Source organism: Cyanobium sp. Candia 9D4, assembly GCF_024346155.1.
Taxonomy (GTDB): Bacteria; Cyanobacteriota; Cyanobacteriia; order PCC-6307; family Cyanobiaceae; genus Cyanobium; species Cyanobium minutissimum.
This window is the reverse complement of the sequence record NZ_JAGQCK010000001.1, coordinates 851,377-865,316: the sequence shown is the minus strand read 5'-3', so window position 1 is coordinate 865,316 and position 13,940 is coordinate 851,377. Positions and strand designations below refer to the sequence as shown.

Genomic DNA, 13,940 nt, shown 5'->3' with positions numbered 1-13,940 from the left:
AGACCCGCTTCCTCTTGATGGCCTCCGACCCCCCTGCGATGACGGGCTCCGGCGATGTGCCCACCGTGCAGGTGCGGGACGGCAGCGGCCGCCAGCTGCTGTGCTTCCTGGAGCAGCTGATCCCCCTCGACGGCCACGACTACGCCCTGCTGACGCCGGTGGACACCCCGGTGTGCCTGTTCCGGCTGCGGGAGGATGACGACCCCGAACTGATCGAGACCCTCGATGCCACCGAACCGGTGCTGTCGGTGGCGGATGTGGTGCTGCAGGAGCACGACCTCACCCTGGTGCGTTCCGCCGTCACCCTCACCGTCAGCGGTGAGCTGGAGGAGCCCGACCCGGACGACCTCGAGGACGAGGAGGGGGATGATGACAGCGAGACCTACGAGCTGCTGGTGAGCTTCATGGCCGGCGATGAGGAGTACGGCCTCTACATCCCCCTGGATCCCTTCTTCGTGGTGGCCCGCATGGACGGCGCCGATGCGGTGATGGTGGAGGGGGAGGAGTTCGAGCGGGTCCAGCCGCGCATCGAGGCCGAACTCGACGAACGGGAGAGCGACGACTGATGCTGCGCGACCTGCTCACGCCCGACTGGCTGCTGGGGACCTCCCTGGCCCACCTGCCCCTGCAGGAGCTGGTCGACCGTGGCATCCGCGCCCTGGTCCTCGACGTCGACCGCACCCTGCTGCCCCGCCGCCAGGCCACCATGCCCGTGCAGGCGGAGGTGTGGCTGCGCCATGCCCGTGAGCGGATGCCCCTGCACCTGCTCAGCAACAACCCCTCCCGGCGCCGGATCGGTGCGGTGGCGGACACCATGGGCCTTCCCTACACCACCTCGGCGGGCAAGCCGCGGCGCGCCGCCCTGCGCAAGGTGCTGCAGGACCTCGCCCTGCCCCCGGCCCAGGTGGCCCTGGTGGGCGACCGGCTGTTCACCGACGTGCTGGTGGGCAATCGCATGGGCCTGTTCACGGTGCTGGTGAAGCCGATCGATCCCGACGGTGAACCCTGCCGCCAGGACCGGCTCCAGAACCTCGAGCTGCGCATGGCCCGCTGGGTGGGCTCGGTGCCGGGCTGATGGCGACCTCCGGCACAACGCCGACCTCCGGCGCGGCGGCGGACGCCCGCCCTGGACTGCGGCGGGTGATCAAGGTGGGCACCAGCCTGCTGCGGGGCAGCCCCGAGCGTTCCACGGCGGCGGTGATCGCCGATCTGGCCGCCAGCTTCGGCCGCCAGCAGCGCCGGGGCGACCAGCTGGCCCTGGTGACCAGCGGGGCCGTGGGACTGGGCTGCGAGGCGCTCCGCTTCAGCCGGCGCCCCACCGAGGTGGTGGCCCTGCAGGCGGCTGCCGCCGTCGGCCAGGGCCGGCTGATGGGTCTGTACCAGGAGGCCTTCGCCGTGCGGGGGATGGCGGTGGCCCAGGTGCTGCTCACCCGCAGCGATCTGGCCTCCAGGCGCCGCTACCAGAACGCCTGCCGCACCCTGGAGCAGCTGCTGGCGTGGGGGGTGCTGCCGGTGGTGAACGAGAACGACACCCTGGCCACCGACGAACTGCGCTTCGGCGACAACGACACCCTCTCGGCCCTGGTGGCGGTGGCGATCGGCGCCGATGAGCTGGTGCTGCTCACGGACGTTGACCGGCTCTATTCCGGCAACCCCCGCACCGATGCCGATGCCAGCCCGATCGAGGAGGTGCGCGACCTGGCGGAGCTGGAGCGCCTCAGCCACGTGGCCGAGGGGGGCGGGCAGTGGGGCACCGGCGGCATGACCACCAAGCTGGCGGCGGCCCGCATCGCCACCTCCAGCGGCATCCGGGTGCGGCTGGCCGATGGACGCGATCCGGCGGTGCTCGAGGCCCTGTTCGCCGGCGAGAAGGTGGGCACCGTGTTCCAGCCCAGCGCCACCCCCCTGGCCGACCGCAAGAGCTGGCTGGCCCATGCCCTGCTGGTGAAGGGCAGCGTGCGGGTGGATGCGGGCGCCGAGCGGGCCCTGCTGCAGCAGGGGGCCTCCCTGCTGGCGGTGGGCATCCGCGAGGTGGAGGGTCACTTCTCCCGGCGCGAGGCGGTGCGGGTGCTGGCCAGCGATGGCCGCGAACTGGGGCGGGGCCTGAGCACCCTGAGCAGTGAGGAACTGCGCCGGATCAAGGGTCTGAGCAGCGAGGAGGTGCGCCGCCGGCTGGGGCCGGTGGGGGATGCGGTGGTGCACCGCGACCAGCTGGTGCTCACCTGCCAGCCGGTCTGAACGCCCCGGCCACGATCGTCGCGGCTTCGGCGATCACCCCATCCTGCGCGGCGGCGGCCGGATCGGCCTGGGTGTGAAACACCGCCAGGACGATCGGCGCCCGGTCCGGCGGCCAGAGCACGGCCACGTCATTGGCGGTGCCGTAGGCCCCGCAGGTGCCGGTCTTGTCGCCCACCTGCCAGCCCGACGGCACCCCGGCCCGGACCCGCCGGTCGCCGGTGGTGGTGCCGATCAGCCAGTCCTGCAGCCGTTGCCGCTGCGGCGGGCCCAGGGCCGTCCCGAGCACCAGGGCCTGAAGGCTGGTGCCCATGCCGGCGGGGGTGTCGGTGTCGCGGGGGTCGCCGGGGATGGCGGAGTTGAGGGCGGTTTCCCAGCGATCGAGCCGGAAGGTGCGGTTGCCGATGGAGCGGGCGAAGGCGGTCAGGCCGGCGGGGCCGCCCAGACGTGCCATCAGCTGGTTGGCGGCCGTGTTGTCGCTGGTCTGGACCGTGGCGGCGGCCATCTCCGCCACCGTCAGGCCGCCTTCGAGGTGCTGCTCGGCGATCGGCGAGTGGCTCACCAGATCCTGGCGGCCGAAACGGATCCGCTGCTCCAGGAAGCCGGGCTGCCGCTGGCTTCTGTGCAGAACGGCCCCCGCCAGGATCGCCTTGAAGGTGCTGCAGAGGGGAAAGCGCTCGCCGGCCCGGTGGCCGATCCGGGCACCGCTGGCGGTGTCGATGGCGAACACCCCCAGCCGGCCGCCGGAACGGGCCTCCAGCGCCGCCAGGCCGGCTTCCGCCGCGGCTTCCGGCCTGGCGGGCCCTGGGACGGCGGGTGCCGCGGCGAGGACCGGCAGCGCCACCACCAGGGCTGCGGCCAGCGAGTGGGGGTTGCAGAGGTTCATGGGCTCCATCATCCCCGGGGCCGATCGAGGACAGCCTCCAGCTTCTCCAGCAGCTCGGCCGCCTCCCGCTCGCCGGAGAGGCCGTCCACCACGATCGGCGGCCGGCGTTCGCTCCAGAGGACCACCCGGGGGTCCGGACCCGGCAGCCGCAGCACGGCGGTGATCATCCGCAACGGCAGCTGGCGCCTGGGCTGGCCGGGGCGGCGGAGGTGGATCTGGTCGTCCGCCACGGAGAGCTCCTGGGGACTCCACTGCCTGTAGCTGCCGATGCCGGCGGCACCGAGGGCGGCGATCACCAGCAGGGTCTGGAGCACGGTCCACTCCGGCAGGCCCAGCGACAGCAGGCCCGGGAGGGAGAGATCCAGCACCAGGGTGGTGGGTGCGCTCAGGCCCAGGCGCGGACCGAACATCCAGACGAGAAAGCCGCCGTACTTCACCATCACGGTGTTGAGCACGGCGACGAACAGCAGGTCGCTGCCCTGCGTGACGAAGGAGCGGCACCACTGGGCGGCGCCCACCGTGCGTCGGCTGCGGACCAGGCGTGTGGCGGAGGCCCCCGGCTCCAGCCTCCAGACATCCTCCGGCTGCGCTCTGTCCGACCGGGCCTCCGGGAGCTGCAGGCCGTCGGGGACGCCGGCCAGGCGCAGGGGCACCCCCAGATCGGCGGCCAGGGCGTGGCCCCGCTGCCAGGCGCCGGAGAAGCCGGCGGCACGGGCCAGCAGGTGCTCCCCAACGGGATCGGCCATAGCCAGAACCAGATCCCAGCCCAGGGACCGCTCCCCCAGCGGCGGCAGCTGGACGCTGGCCTGGCGGATCAGCACCGCCGTGACGGCGGCCCGTCCCAGCTCCAGGCGTTCGCTGCCCTCCGGCGTGTCCAGGAACAGACGGATGCGGTCGCCCCAGCTCTGCAGCAGTACCCGCCGCTGGACTGGCGCGCCGTAGCCCAGCCGGGCCATCAGCCACTCCATCGGCAACAGGAACAGCAGCAGGCCGATCACGTAGCCCACGGTCCCCTGGAGGCTGGCCAGCAGGCAGAGGCCGGAGAACAGCAGGAAGGCGAGCAGGCTGACGAGCGGGTTGGCGGGGGCTTCCCCCTCGATCAGCTCCCGCCAGATCATGCGCTCCAGGGCCAGGGCCAGCGTCCGCACGACGCGGCGGAGCCGCACCAGCGGGGTGAGCAGCAGGCCCAGTCCGTTGCGCCGGGCGCCGCGGACCGTGGCGCGGAATTCGATCAATCCGCCAGCAGGGGCAGGCCGGCCGGTGGGACCGCCAGCAGCAGGCGGCGCTCCCCGGCCACCTGCTGCTTGAAGCGCGTCCACTGGGGCGAGGCGATCACATCCCGGCTGATGGCTTCGGCGAGGCGCTGGCCGGCCAGCACATCACTGGGGTAGTGCATGGCGCAATAGGCACGCACGTAGCCCCCCTGAAGACCCACCGGCAGCAGCCGCTCCCGGCGCTCCGGCAGCAGGTCGGCCAGCAGCAGGGCCGCGGTGGCAAACCAGGTGGCGTGGCCGCTGGGGAACGACCAGGAGCTCTCCAGGGGCAGGCAGGGCTTCAGATCCGAGTGGCTCAGGAAGGGGCGCGGCCGGGCCACCGCATCCTTGAGCTGATCCTTGAGCCCATCGGCCCGCGCCAGAAAAGCCGGCAGGCCCGCGTGGAGGAGAGGTGAAGTCCTGGCCAGGTCGGCGCCCACGGCGGCATCGAAGACGCTGAGATTGCGGTTCAGGAAGCGCCAGCTGTGGACGATCCCCGCCGGCGTGCGGCTGCGCTGGTTCCAGCGCAGGATGGCCAGATCGTCGAGCTCCAGCCGGCTGCCCGGGGCCGGTGGCTGGCCGAGCAAGGCGCGGTAGGCGGCCGCCGGCAGCACCAGGCCCGCCGCCGGATCCTCCGGCTGGGCGAGCGCCGGCCCGCCCAGCGCCAGGCTGCCCGGCAGCAGGGCGGTCTGCAGTAGCAGAAGGCCGGACAGCCAAGGCCCCGGGCGCAGGGTGTGCATGGCTCCGGTGCCGTCGGCGGGGTGGCAGCACCGTAGGGGTGCCTCGGACGTCAGAACCGTTCGTCGCCGATGGCGGGCAGGACCAGCTCGCGCACGAAGGAGGCCGGGGAGAGCTGCAGCAGGGCCGAGACGATCCAGATCACGTCGTGCAGCGGGATCTGCCGGCCCTCACCGCGGCCGGCGGCCGCCTCGCGCGACACCTCAAGGCCGTCGTCGGTGTTGAGGTAGCCCAGCTGTAGGCAGGTCACCGCCAGCTGCTGGTCCCGGAAGCTCTCCCGCAGGGCATCGGCGATGCCGGTGAGGGCGAACTTCGAGGCGCCGAAGGTCACCTCCGGCTGGCCGCTCTGGCGCAGGCCGGAGGTGGAGCCCGTGAGGATCAGCTGGGGCCTCCGGGAGTCGAGCAGCCGGGGGATCAGTCGCCGCAGCAGCAGCAGGGTGCCGGTGATGTTGATGGCCACCATCTCGAGGATGCTGTCGTCGGGATCCTCCAGGAAGCTGTAGGCCTCGCTGAAGGCGTTCGCTTCCCAGACGCCGAGGTTGTAGATCAGCACATCCAGCTGGGCGGGCGCCTGCTGCTCGATCCAGCGGGCCGCCGGCAGCGGCTCCGCCAGATCGGCCTCGATCCACGCGAGCTCGACGCCCGGAGGCAGGGTCAGGCCATCGGGCCGTCGCCGCGAGACCCCGATCACCGTGTCGCCGGGGCTGCCCAGACCCTCGACAAAGGCCCGGCCCAGCCCGCGGCTGGCGCCCACCACCATCAGTTTCATGGACCCGCTCCGGCAGGTTTTGTCGATGTGCGGCCCATGCTGGATCCCGTACCGGAAGCTGGGAACCCCCCGTACCCCCATGATGCGGTCCGCTCGCCTGCCGTTGGCTCTGTGTCGGTGGGGAACCGCCCTGGCCGTGCTGCTGCTGGCCGATGGACAGCCGTCGGCGGCCGCCGGTCGCCCGGCCCTGCACCCGGCGCCTCGCCAGCACGAGTGGATCGCCCAGCCGCTGGGCGAGCGCTACACCCAGACCCCGGCGCAGGTGTGGGAGTGGATCGATGAGGCCAACGCCCTGGAGGCCAAGGGGGCGAACGGCAAGGCGGCGGCGCTGTGGGAAAAGGTGCTGGCCTGGCGCGAGAAAGCGCAGGGGCCCGACCATGCCGATCTGGCCACCGGCCTGAGCAACCTCGGGTTGCTCTATGTCAAGGAGCGCGCCTTCACGAGGGCCGAGCCCCTGCTGGCCCGGGCCCTGGCGATCCGAACCCGGACCCTGGGACCGGACCATCCCCTCACCGCCCTCAGCCTCAACAACCTCGCCTGGCTTTACTACAACCAGAACAACAACGCCAGGGCCGAGCCCCTCTACCGCCGCGCCCTGCAGGTCGCCGAGAAGGCACTGGGGCCGGAGCACCCAGGTCTTGCCCTGGGCCTGATCAACCTCGGACTTCTGTACAACGGCCAGGGCGCCTACACCAAGGCCGAAGCCGTCTATCGGCGGGCCCTGGCCATCAGGGAGAAGGCGCTCGGACCCGATCACCCCGACACCGCCACCAGCCTCAACAACCTGGCGGCGGTGTACATCAACCAGGGCCGCTATGGCGAGGCGGAGCCCCTGCTGCGCCGCACCCTGGCCATCAAGCAGAAAGCCCTGGGTGACGATCACCCCGACACCGCCACCAGCCTCAACAACCTGGCGGCGCTCCAGGAGAACCAGGGTGCTTTCGCCAGGGCCGAACCCCTCTATCAGCGCGCCCTGGCGATCAACGAGAAGGCGCTGGGCCCGGAGCACCCCGCCACGGCCACCAGCCTGAACAACCTCGGGCTGCTGTACCGGAGCCAGGGCGCCTACACCAAGGCGGAGCCCCTGCTGCGGCGTGCCCTGGCGATCCGGGAGAAGGCGCTCGGTTCCGGCCATGCCGAGACCGCCGCCGGCCTCAACAACCTCGCCATGCTGTACAGCGACCAGGGGGCCTACGCCAAGGCGGAGCCCCTGCTGCGCCGCGCCCTGGCCATCCAGGAGAAGACGCTGGGACCCACCCACCCCGTCACCGCCACGGGCCTCAACAACCTGGCGGTGCTGATCGACCAGCAGGGAGCCGCCGACAGGGCCGAGCCGCTGCACCGACGCGCCCTGGCGATCCGGGAGCAGGCCCTGGGGCCCGACCATCCCGATACCGCCGGCAGCCTCAACAACCTGGCGGATCTTTATCGGCTTCAGGGCGCCCATGCCAGGGCGGAACCGCTCTTCCTGCGTGCCCTGGGGATCTACGAGACCGCGCTGGGGCCCGATCACCCCACGACCGCCCTCAGCGTCAACAATCTGGCCAAGGGATACCTGAGCCAGGGGGCCGAGGCCAGGGCCGAACCCCTGCTGCGCCGCGGCATCGGCAGCCAGTCCCTGTTCCTGCAGCGGGAGGCCCCGCTGCTGCCCCAGGCCCGGCGGCAGGAGCAGATCAAGGCCCTCGGCAACGTCTGGGAGATCCCCTTTTCCCTGGTGGCCACAACGCCGGCCGGCGCCTCCCTGGCCCTGTTCACCCGTCTGAACCGCCACGGCCTGCTGCAGGACATCGAACGGCGCCAGGCCCAGCTGGGCCGGGGCTCGCCGGCCCAGCTGGGCCTGGTGGGCCAGCTCACGGCGATCACGGCCCGCCTGGCCGACGTCAACCTCAGCGAAGCGCAGCGACGGACGCTGCAGCAGGAGCGGGATCGGCTGGAGCAGGAGCTCTACCGCCAGTTGCCGGCCCTGACCCCGCGCCTGGTGGACGCCGCCCAGGTGGCCGCCGCCCTGCCGGCCGATGGGGTGCTGATCGAATTCCAGCGTTTCCGCCCCTACGCCGCCCGTCAACCGGAGGCCAGGAGCTGGGGGGAGGCGCGCTATCTGGCGATGCTGCTGTTCCCCGATGGGTCGACCCGTGCGGTGGACCTCGGCCCGGCGGCGGCCACCGATCCCCTGATCCAGCAGGCCCTGGCCGAAAGCCTGGCCCGCAACCGCCCCGCCGGACCCTTCTGGGCCCGGGTGAGCCAGAAAGTGCTGGGGCCCCTGCTGCCGCAGCTGGTGGGGCGGCGGCAGTGGTTCATTTCGCCCGATGGTGAGTTGAGCCGCATCCCGTTCACGGCGCTGCCGGCTCCCACCGGCGGCCTGAACGGGGCAACGTCCGAATCGGCACCCACCCTGGGCCAGCAGGTGCAGCTGCGGCTCCTCACCAGCGGCCGCGACCTGCTCAGCCTGCGCAGTCCCGGGCCTGGGGGCCAGCGTGCCCTGGTGCTCGCCGCCCCCGATTTCGGCGGCCCGGGCCCGTGGCAGCCGCTGCCGGCGACGGCCGCCGAGGGGAGCTGGATCGCCGAACGCCTCGGTGCGGTCTTGTATCAGGGAGCCGCCGCCACCACCGCCGTGCTGCAGGAGGCGCGCGGCCCCAGGGTGCTGCACATCGCCAGCCACGGGTTCTTCACCACGGGCAGCGGCGACCCACTGCTGAACAGTGGCATTGTGCTGACGGGCGCGAACCAGCGCCGCCCGTCAGGCCAGGCCACCCCCGCCGCCGTGGCCGGGGACGACGGCTATCTGACGGCCAAGGAGGCGGCCCAGCTGCAGCTCGATGGCACCGAGCTGGTGGTGCTCTCCGCCTGTGACACCGCCTCCGGCACCCTGCAGACCGGCGAGGGGGTCTATGGGCTGCAGCGGGCCCTCACGGTGGCCGGCGCCCGCTCCACCCTGCTGTCGCTGTGGAAGGTGGACGATGACGCCACGGCGGCGTTCATGCAGCGCTATGTCGCCCTGCTCAAGCAGGGGATGGGTCGCATGGAGGCGCTGGCGGCGGTGCAGCAGGAGTTCCGCAGCAACCCGCCGGAGCCGGACTGGGCCGACCACAAGTTCTGGGCCGCCTGGCAGCTCACCGGCGACGGGGGGCCGATTCCGGGGTTGTGAACCATTGCCGGCACACCAGGCAGACTGATCGGGCCGGCGGCTGTTGTTGTTTCCACCCATGCGACACCAACCGGGGTCTGCGGCACTGGGCGCTCTGCTGGTCGCCGCCTCGCTGCTCGTGCCGGTGGCCCCCGGGGCCGCCGCCCCTGACCTGGACGCCACGGTCTCGGCCGTCGCCAGCCAGCTCCGCCAGAGCTGGAACGCGGATTCCGGCACCGCGTCGCTGGCCTGGCCGGCCATCGAGGTGCTTCCCGCCGGCCAGACGCCGGCGTCGGCCTGCCCCGGGGCCGGCACCGCGGCCCGTGCGGCCGGGGCCGCCCAGAGCCCCGCGCTGCTCTGTGCCGCCAGCGGCAAGCTGCTGCTGGACCGCTCCAGGCTGGAAAAGGCAGCCAGCCGCCATGGCGATTGGGGCGTGGCCTACTGGGTCGGGATCGGCCTGGGCACCGCGATCCTGGGCCATCGGGGACCATCGCGCCTGGCCCCTGCCGCCGCCAACCTCCAGGCCAACTGCCTGGCGGGGGTGCTGATCGGTGGCACCGGCCTGCAACCCACGCCCCAGGATCCCCCCAGGCCCGATGCGGTCGTTGCCCCGGCCAACGGGGCCTACGCCACCGCCTTGGCCGAGCAGATGGGAACCCGCAGCCAGCGCTCCTATGCCCTGCTCACCGGCCTCGGCATGACGGAACTGGCGGGTTGCTCCGATTCGGCGATGGCCGAGCTCGCCGGGGACCGGGTGCCCGATCCGGCGCTGCTGGGTGCGCTGGCCACCGGGACTGACCGGGCCGCGTTCAACACCATGGGGGTGATGGGCCGGCGCTGCAGGCCGCTGCCCAACGCCCCCTGCCCGAGGCGACTGCCCGGTTTCACCGGGAAGAAATGAGGCACCACCACCACCCGTGAGCAGCGACCCCCCGACCAGGCCCCATGGCGACAGAGAGACCCTGCCCCGCAAGGGAATGCCGGGGGCCCGGACCAGGGCGCGATCGCTGCGCCTGCCGGCCTGGCTGCGCTCGCCATCGCTGCATGAATGGGTGCGCACGTCGGGCATCATCATCGCCGCCTCCTGGGGCATTTACACCTTCGTCTGGAAGGAGATCTACGTGCCATCCCAGGCGCCGGCCAGCATCACCCTGGAGATCAGCCTGATCCCGATGGCCGCTGAGGGCGGCAGCGGCTCCTCGTCACCTTCGCTGCAGCGGGAACTGAAGGTCAGCGCCACCAACGCCAGCACCCGCCGGCTCTACCTGCTCAGCAGCTTCTGGGAACTGTTCCCGATACGCCGCCAGGTGCTGAACCGCTCCACGTTTCCGAGTCGCGCCATCGGCCCTTTCGATGCCATCCACGTGGAGAGGGGGGCGGTGCTCCAGCCCTATCCCACCGAAGCGGCCGGCAAGTTGTTCGTCGACGATCACATCAATCCCGGCGAAACGATTCACCGTTCAGTGATTGTCTCCCTGCCTGCCGGCGCCTACGCCGCCCAGGTGGATGTGCTGGTTCCTGTGCTGACGCGGGAGCCACCCAAGGGCAACGCCCTGCTGGGAGGACGGGTGCTGGAGTGGGGGTATGACAGGACGGACGTGGTCATTCCGCTGCTCTGCGTGGATGGCGACCCCTCCGACTGCCTGCGCCTGGATGATCCCGAAAAGCAGGATCGGCTGATGGATCGAAAGCTGAAGGCCTTTGATTCCAACTACTTCCTCAACGAACAGAGTGTGCAGGTGGGACTGTCCGGAGGTTCCTAGGGGAGGCGACGGGCGCCACCCATCGGCCCACGTTTGCCATCCGGTCCGAGAATCCAGAAGCGGATCGCATCGCCGCTCACCTCAAACTCCTCCACGACCTTCAGTCCGGCGATGCCGGGATCCGAAGGAAACAGCACGCGCCAGGTGCGGCGGGAGCCTTCGCAGGTGGCCTCCCAGGCGCCGGCGACGGTGGCTCCACGCTCCGAGATGATCCACACCAGGTGATGGCGCCCGTCCGCCAGCTTCGTGACCACGGCCCGGCCGGGCTTGCTGGGGGCCACGTAGTCCCAGGTGCCGAGCGCCGCCTCACAGGGGGGTGATGCCGGGGCGGCCCAGGAGGGCGTCGAGCCCAGCGTCAGAACGGTGGCCGCAGTGAGCAGTCGGCGTCGCATGGGCGTTTCCAGAGATGGCTGGCGTCCAGGGGGACTGTAGGGGCGCTCATCGGTGCGGCCGCCCGCTGCGGACAGCGTCATTCCGGCCCCTCGGGCTAGAAGGGAGCAGCGGTGGAGCACAAGGGGTGGATCTCGAGCGCCTTCAGAAGCTGTTCACGGCCCCGCTGCTGCCGCTGGGTCGCCAGAGCTTCTCCCTCCTCTGGGTCGTCGAGGTGCTGCTGCTGCTGCTGGCCGTGAGCCTGGCGGCGCGGTGGCTGAAGCGGCTGCTGGCCGGACGGGTGCTGCGCTGGTTCTCCCTGCCGGAGGGGCGGCGTGAGGCGGTGGCCACCCTCTTCTCGATGGGGCTGGCGGCGCTGGGCTACGTGGTGGTGGCCCAGGGGATGGGGCTCGACATCGGTGCCCTCGCCGTGATCTTCGGGGCCCTGGGCGTGGGCATCGGCTTCGGCCTGCAGGAGCTCACCCGCAACCTCACCAGTGGTCTCACCCTGCTGATGGAGGGCAAGCTGAAGGTGGGCGACCAGATCGAGTTCGGCGACACCAGCGGCTTCATCCGGGAGATCTCGATCCGCTCCACCGTGATCCGCACCTTCCAGGGCGCCGAGATCGTGGTGCCCAATTCGGCCATCACCAATGCGCCGGTGAAGAACCTCAGCTACCTGAGCTCCGATGGCCGGGTGGATGTGGAGGTGACGGTGGCCCACGGCAGCGACCCCCTGGCCGTGACCGAGGTGCTGCTGGAGGCGGCCCTGGCCGAACCGACGGTGCTGGCCGATCCGCCGCCGAAGGTGCTGCTGCACGGGCTCCAGGGCCAGGGGATGGCGTTCGAGCTCTGGGCCTGGACGTCGGCGATCCACGCCAGCCTCAGCCTGCGCAGTTCGCTGAACTACGCGATCGAGCAGGGGCTGCGCCAGCGCCGCATCGAACTGGCCGGGTCGCGCCAGCAGATCCAGCTGCTCTCCTCCCGGCGCGCCGAGGAAGGGGACGCCGCCGCCCCGGATTGGAGCCCCCTGCGGACGTCCCTGCCCGACCATCCCTGCTACAGCGGCATGGATGATCGGCGCCTGCGGGAACTGGTGGGCAGCGGCGCCCGCCGTCTGGTGCCTGCCGGCACGGTGCTGGTGCGCCAGGGTGATGAGGGACGCTCCTTCCACCTGGTGCTGAGCGGCGCGGTGGATGCGATCCACGAAACCGACCGGGTGAGCCGCAAGCTTTTCACCTTCACCGCCGGGGAGTTCTTCGGCGAACTGCCGCTGCTGCTGCAGGTGCCCTACCCCACCACGATGGTGGCGGCCGAGGACACGACGCTGTTCGTGGTGCCCAGTGGCAGCTTCCGCGCCCTGCTGGCCTCACGGCCCGAATTCGCCGACAACGTCGCCCGGGAGGTGGCCCGCCGCAGCGACGTGCTGCGCAGCTACGAGGACTGCCTGCGCCAGCGCGGCCTGCTCGAGGACGCCGACATGGGCCACCCCCTGCAGTGGTTCCGCGAGCGGCTGAGGCGGGTGCTGGCCGGTCGCCCGGCGATGGCCTCGGTGGAAACGGAGGCCGGCTGAGCGCTCAGGCCGATCGCCGCTCGAACACCACCGGCAACCCCTTCAGCCCGCGCAGCTCCAGGTTGTCCTGATACGCCAGAGGCTCGTCGGTGAGTTGAAGTCCTGAACAGCGCCGCAGCAGGGCCGTGAAGGCGACCTGGGCCTCCATCCGGGCCAGGGCCGCCCCCAGGCAGACATGGGGGCCATGGCCGAAGGCCAGGTGCACGTCGAGTCTGCGGCGCACGTCGAGCCGGTCGGGGTCCGGGAAGCGGGCCGGGTCGCGATTGGCGGCCGCGAACATCAGGTAGACCAGCTGCCCCTTGCGGATCGAGCGCTCGCCGATCGTGAGCTCCTCCCCCGCCTCGCGGTACATGAACTGGACGGTGCCGTCGTAGCGGAGGAACTCCTCGATCGCATTGGGAATCAGGAACGGCTCGTCCAGCAGCAGCTGCAGCTGGTCGGGGTGGTGCAGCAGGGCCAGCAGGCCGTTGCCGATGAGATGGGTGGTGGTCTCGTGGCCGGCGGCCAGGAGCAGATTGGCGTTGGCGATGAGCTCTGTCTCACTGAGCCGATCGCCGTCGATCTCGGCGTGCACCAGCAGGCTCAGCAGATCGTCGCCGGGCGAGGCCCGGCGCTTCTCGAATTCGGCGCGGAAGAACGTGGTCAGCTCGTGGGTGCTCTGCAGGGCCCGCTGGTACTGCTCGGGGGTCACGGCGGAGGGATCGGTGCCGAAGATCGCCGAAAAGTCGTCCGACCAGCGCTTCAGCTGCTCCAGCTCGCCGGTGTCCAGCCCGAGCAGCCGGGCGATGACCCGGGCCGGCAGCGGAAAGGCGAGGTCGGCGATCACATCGAAGCGGCCCTGCTCCGGCAGCCGATCCAGCAGCTCGTTGACCATGGCTGCGACGGCCGGCCGCAGGGCGTCCACGGCCCGTGGCGTGAACACCTTGGCCACCAGGGCACGGAGCCGGTGGTGGCGCTCCGGGTTGGTGATGTTCATCTGGGCCCCGATGACCTCGAACAGGGGCTGCAGTTCGGGGCGGCCGGCCCGCTCGCCCATGCCGCCGGCGCGATCGGAGCGCAGCCGGGGGTCGTGCGTCGCCGCCACCACGTCGTCGTAGCGCGTCAGCACCCAGGCCCCGAACGGTTCATGCCAGTGGACCGGGTCGGTGCGTCGCAACGCGGCGTAGGTCGGGTAGGGATCGACCAGCATCGCCGGGCTGAACAGGGCTGCCGTCATGGTGGAGGACACAC

13 protein-coding genes are annotated in these 13,940 nt (G+C 71.5%); 7 read left to right on the top strand and 6 right to left on the bottom strand.

Annotation, left to right across the window (positions count from 1 at the left end; genetic code table 11):
* Positions 1 to 17 precede the first annotated feature (17 nt).
* Genes KBZ08_RS04295 through proB form a run of 3 tightly spaced genes read left to right on the top strand, consistent with a single transcriptional unit; the run spans position 18 to position 2,238 of the window.
* Positions 18 to 566, top strand: a complete 549-nt coding sequence (locus KBZ08_RS04295) for a DUF3727 domain-containing protein (RefSeq protein ID WP_043325387.1) — start codon at positions 18 to 20, stop codon at positions 564 to 566.
* On the top strand, positions 566 to 1,075 hold the full coding sequence (locus KBZ08_RS04290; RefSeq protein WP_106220149.1) for a YqeG family HAD IIIA-type phosphatase: 510 nt from the start codon (positions 566 to 568) through the stop codon (positions 1,073 to 1,075). The genes KBZ08_RS04295 and KBZ08_RS04290 overlap by 1 nt, the downstream gene beginning before the upstream one ends.
* Entirely contained in the window at positions 1,075 to 2,238 is a 1,164-nt protein-coding gene (gene proB, locus KBZ08_RS04285; RefSeq protein ID WP_181280020.1) for a glutamate 5-kinase, read from the top strand. The genes KBZ08_RS04290 and proB overlap by 1 nt, the downstream gene beginning before the upstream one ends.
* On the opposite strand, the gene bla is transcribed toward proB, so the two are convergent.
* Genes bla through KBZ08_RS04265 form a run of 4 tightly spaced genes read right to left on the bottom strand, consistent with a single transcriptional unit; the run spans position 2,219 to position 5,881 of the window.
* Positions 2,219 to 3,121 (bottom strand): class A beta-lactamase, encoded by a 903-nt coding sequence (gene bla, locus KBZ08_RS04280; protein ID WP_254971587.1) that lies wholly within the window; start codon positions 3,119 to 3,121, stop codon positions 2,219 to 2,221. The genes proB and bla overlap by 20 nt on opposite strands.
* Before the next feature lie 8 nt (positions 3,122 to 3,129).
* Positions 3,130 to 4,356 carry a hypothetical protein gene (locus KBZ08_RS04275; RefSeq protein ID WP_254971585.1) on the bottom strand — a complete coding sequence of 409 codons (1,227 nt, stop codon included), beginning with the start codon at positions 4,354 to 4,356 and terminating at the stop codon, positions 3,130 to 3,132.
* Positions 4,353 to 5,114 carry a phosphatase PAP2 family protein gene (locus KBZ08_RS04270; protein WP_106220147.1) on the bottom strand — a complete coding sequence of 254 codons (762 nt, stop codon included), beginning with the start codon at positions 5,112 to 5,114 and terminating at the stop codon, positions 4,353 to 4,355. Before KBZ08_RS04270 ends, KBZ08_RS04275 begins: the two co-directional genes overlap by 4 nt.
* Before the next feature lie 50 nt (positions 5,115 to 5,164).
* Positions 5,165 to 5,881, bottom strand: a complete 717-nt coding sequence (locus KBZ08_RS04265; protein ID WP_254971576.1) for an SDR family oxidoreductase — start codon at positions 5,879 to 5,881, stop codon at positions 5,165 to 5,167.
* A 103-nt stretch (positions 5,882 to 5,984) separates the two neighbouring features.
* Between KBZ08_RS04265 and KBZ08_RS04260 the strand changes: the two genes are divergently transcribed.
* Genes KBZ08_RS04260 through KBZ08_RS04250 form a run of 3 tightly spaced genes read left to right on the top strand, consistent with a single transcriptional unit; the run spans position 5,985 to position 10,768 of the window.
* On the top strand, positions 5,985 to 9,026 hold the full coding sequence (locus tag KBZ08_RS04260; protein WP_254971574.1) for a CHAT domain-containing tetratricopeptide repeat protein: 3,042 nt from the start codon (positions 5,985 to 5,987) through the stop codon (positions 9,024 to 9,026).
* Positions 9,027 to 9,084: 58 nt separating this feature from the next.
* Complete coding sequence (locus KBZ08_RS04255; RefSeq protein ID WP_254971573.1) at positions 9,085 to 9,906, top strand: hypothetical protein; 822 nt, start codon at positions 9,085 to 9,087, stop codon at positions 9,904 to 9,906.
* A 16-nt stretch (positions 9,907 to 9,922) separates the two neighbouring features.
* Positions 9,923 to 10,768, top strand: coding sequence for a hypothetical protein (locus KBZ08_RS04250; RefSeq protein WP_254971571.1), 846 nt, complete (start codon positions 9,923 to 9,925; stop codon positions 10,766 to 10,768).
* On the opposite strand, the gene KBZ08_RS04245 is transcribed toward KBZ08_RS04250, so the two are convergent.
* Positions 10,765 to 11,160 (bottom strand): hypothetical protein, encoded by a 396-nt coding sequence (locus KBZ08_RS04245; protein WP_106220142.1) that lies wholly within the window; start codon positions 11,158 to 11,160, stop codon positions 10,765 to 10,767. The two genes, KBZ08_RS04250 and KBZ08_RS04245, sit on opposite strands and share 4 nt — an antisense overlap.
* A gap of 125 nt (positions 11,161 to 11,285) precedes the next feature.
* Between KBZ08_RS04245 and KBZ08_RS04240 the strand changes: the two genes are divergently transcribed.
* Positions 11,286 to 12,710 (top strand): mechanosensitive ion channel domain-containing protein, encoded by a 1,425-nt coding sequence (locus tag KBZ08_RS04240; RefSeq protein ID WP_254971568.1) that lies wholly within the window; start codon positions 11,286 to 11,288, stop codon positions 12,708 to 12,710.
* A 4-nt stretch (positions 12,711 to 12,714) separates the two neighbouring features.
* Here KBZ08_RS04240 and KBZ08_RS04235 read toward each other — a convergent pair whose 3' ends face one another.
* Positions 12,715 to 13,926, bottom strand: coding sequence for a cytochrome P450 (locus KBZ08_RS04235; protein ID WP_254971566.1), 1,212 nt, complete (start codon positions 13,924 to 13,926; stop codon positions 12,715 to 12,717).
* Positions 13,927 to 13,940: the final 14 nt, after the last annotated feature.

Coding starts and splice junctions, on each gene's coding strand:
- KBZ08_RS04295 (WP_043325387.1), top strand. CDS start 18: ATGGCCTCCGACCCCCCTGCGATGACGGGCTCCGGCGATGTGCCCACC.
- KBZ08_RS04235 (WP_254971566.1), bottom strand. CDS start 13,926: ATGACGGCAGCCCTGTTCAGCCCGGCGATGCTGGTCGATCCCTACCCG.
- KBZ08_RS04265 (WP_254971576.1), bottom strand. CDS start 5,881: ATGAAACTGATGGTGGTGGGCGCCAGCCGCGGGCTGGGCCGGGCCTTT.
- KBZ08_RS04255 (WP_254971573.1), top strand. CDS start 9,085: ATGCGACACCAACCGGGGTCTGCGGCACTGGGCGCTCTGCTGGTCGCC.
- KBZ08_RS04270 (WP_106220147.1), bottom strand. CDS start 5,114: ATGCACACCCTGCGCCCGGGGCCTTGGCTGTCCGGCCTTCTGCTACTG.
- proB (WP_181280020.1), top strand. CDS start 1,075: ATGGCGACCTCCGGCACAACGCCGACCTCCGGCGCGGCGGCGGACGCC.
- KBZ08_RS04245 (WP_106220142.1), bottom strand. CDS start 11,160: ATGCGACGCCGACTGCTCACTGCGGCCACCGTTCTGACGCTGGGCTCG.
- bla (WP_254971587.1), bottom strand. CDS start 3,121: ATGAACCTCTGCAACCCCCACTCGCTGGCCGCAGCCCTGGTGGTGGCG.
- KBZ08_RS04290 (WP_106220149.1), top strand. CDS start 566: ATGCTGCGCGACCTGCTCACGCCCGACTGGCTGCTGGGGACCTCCCTG.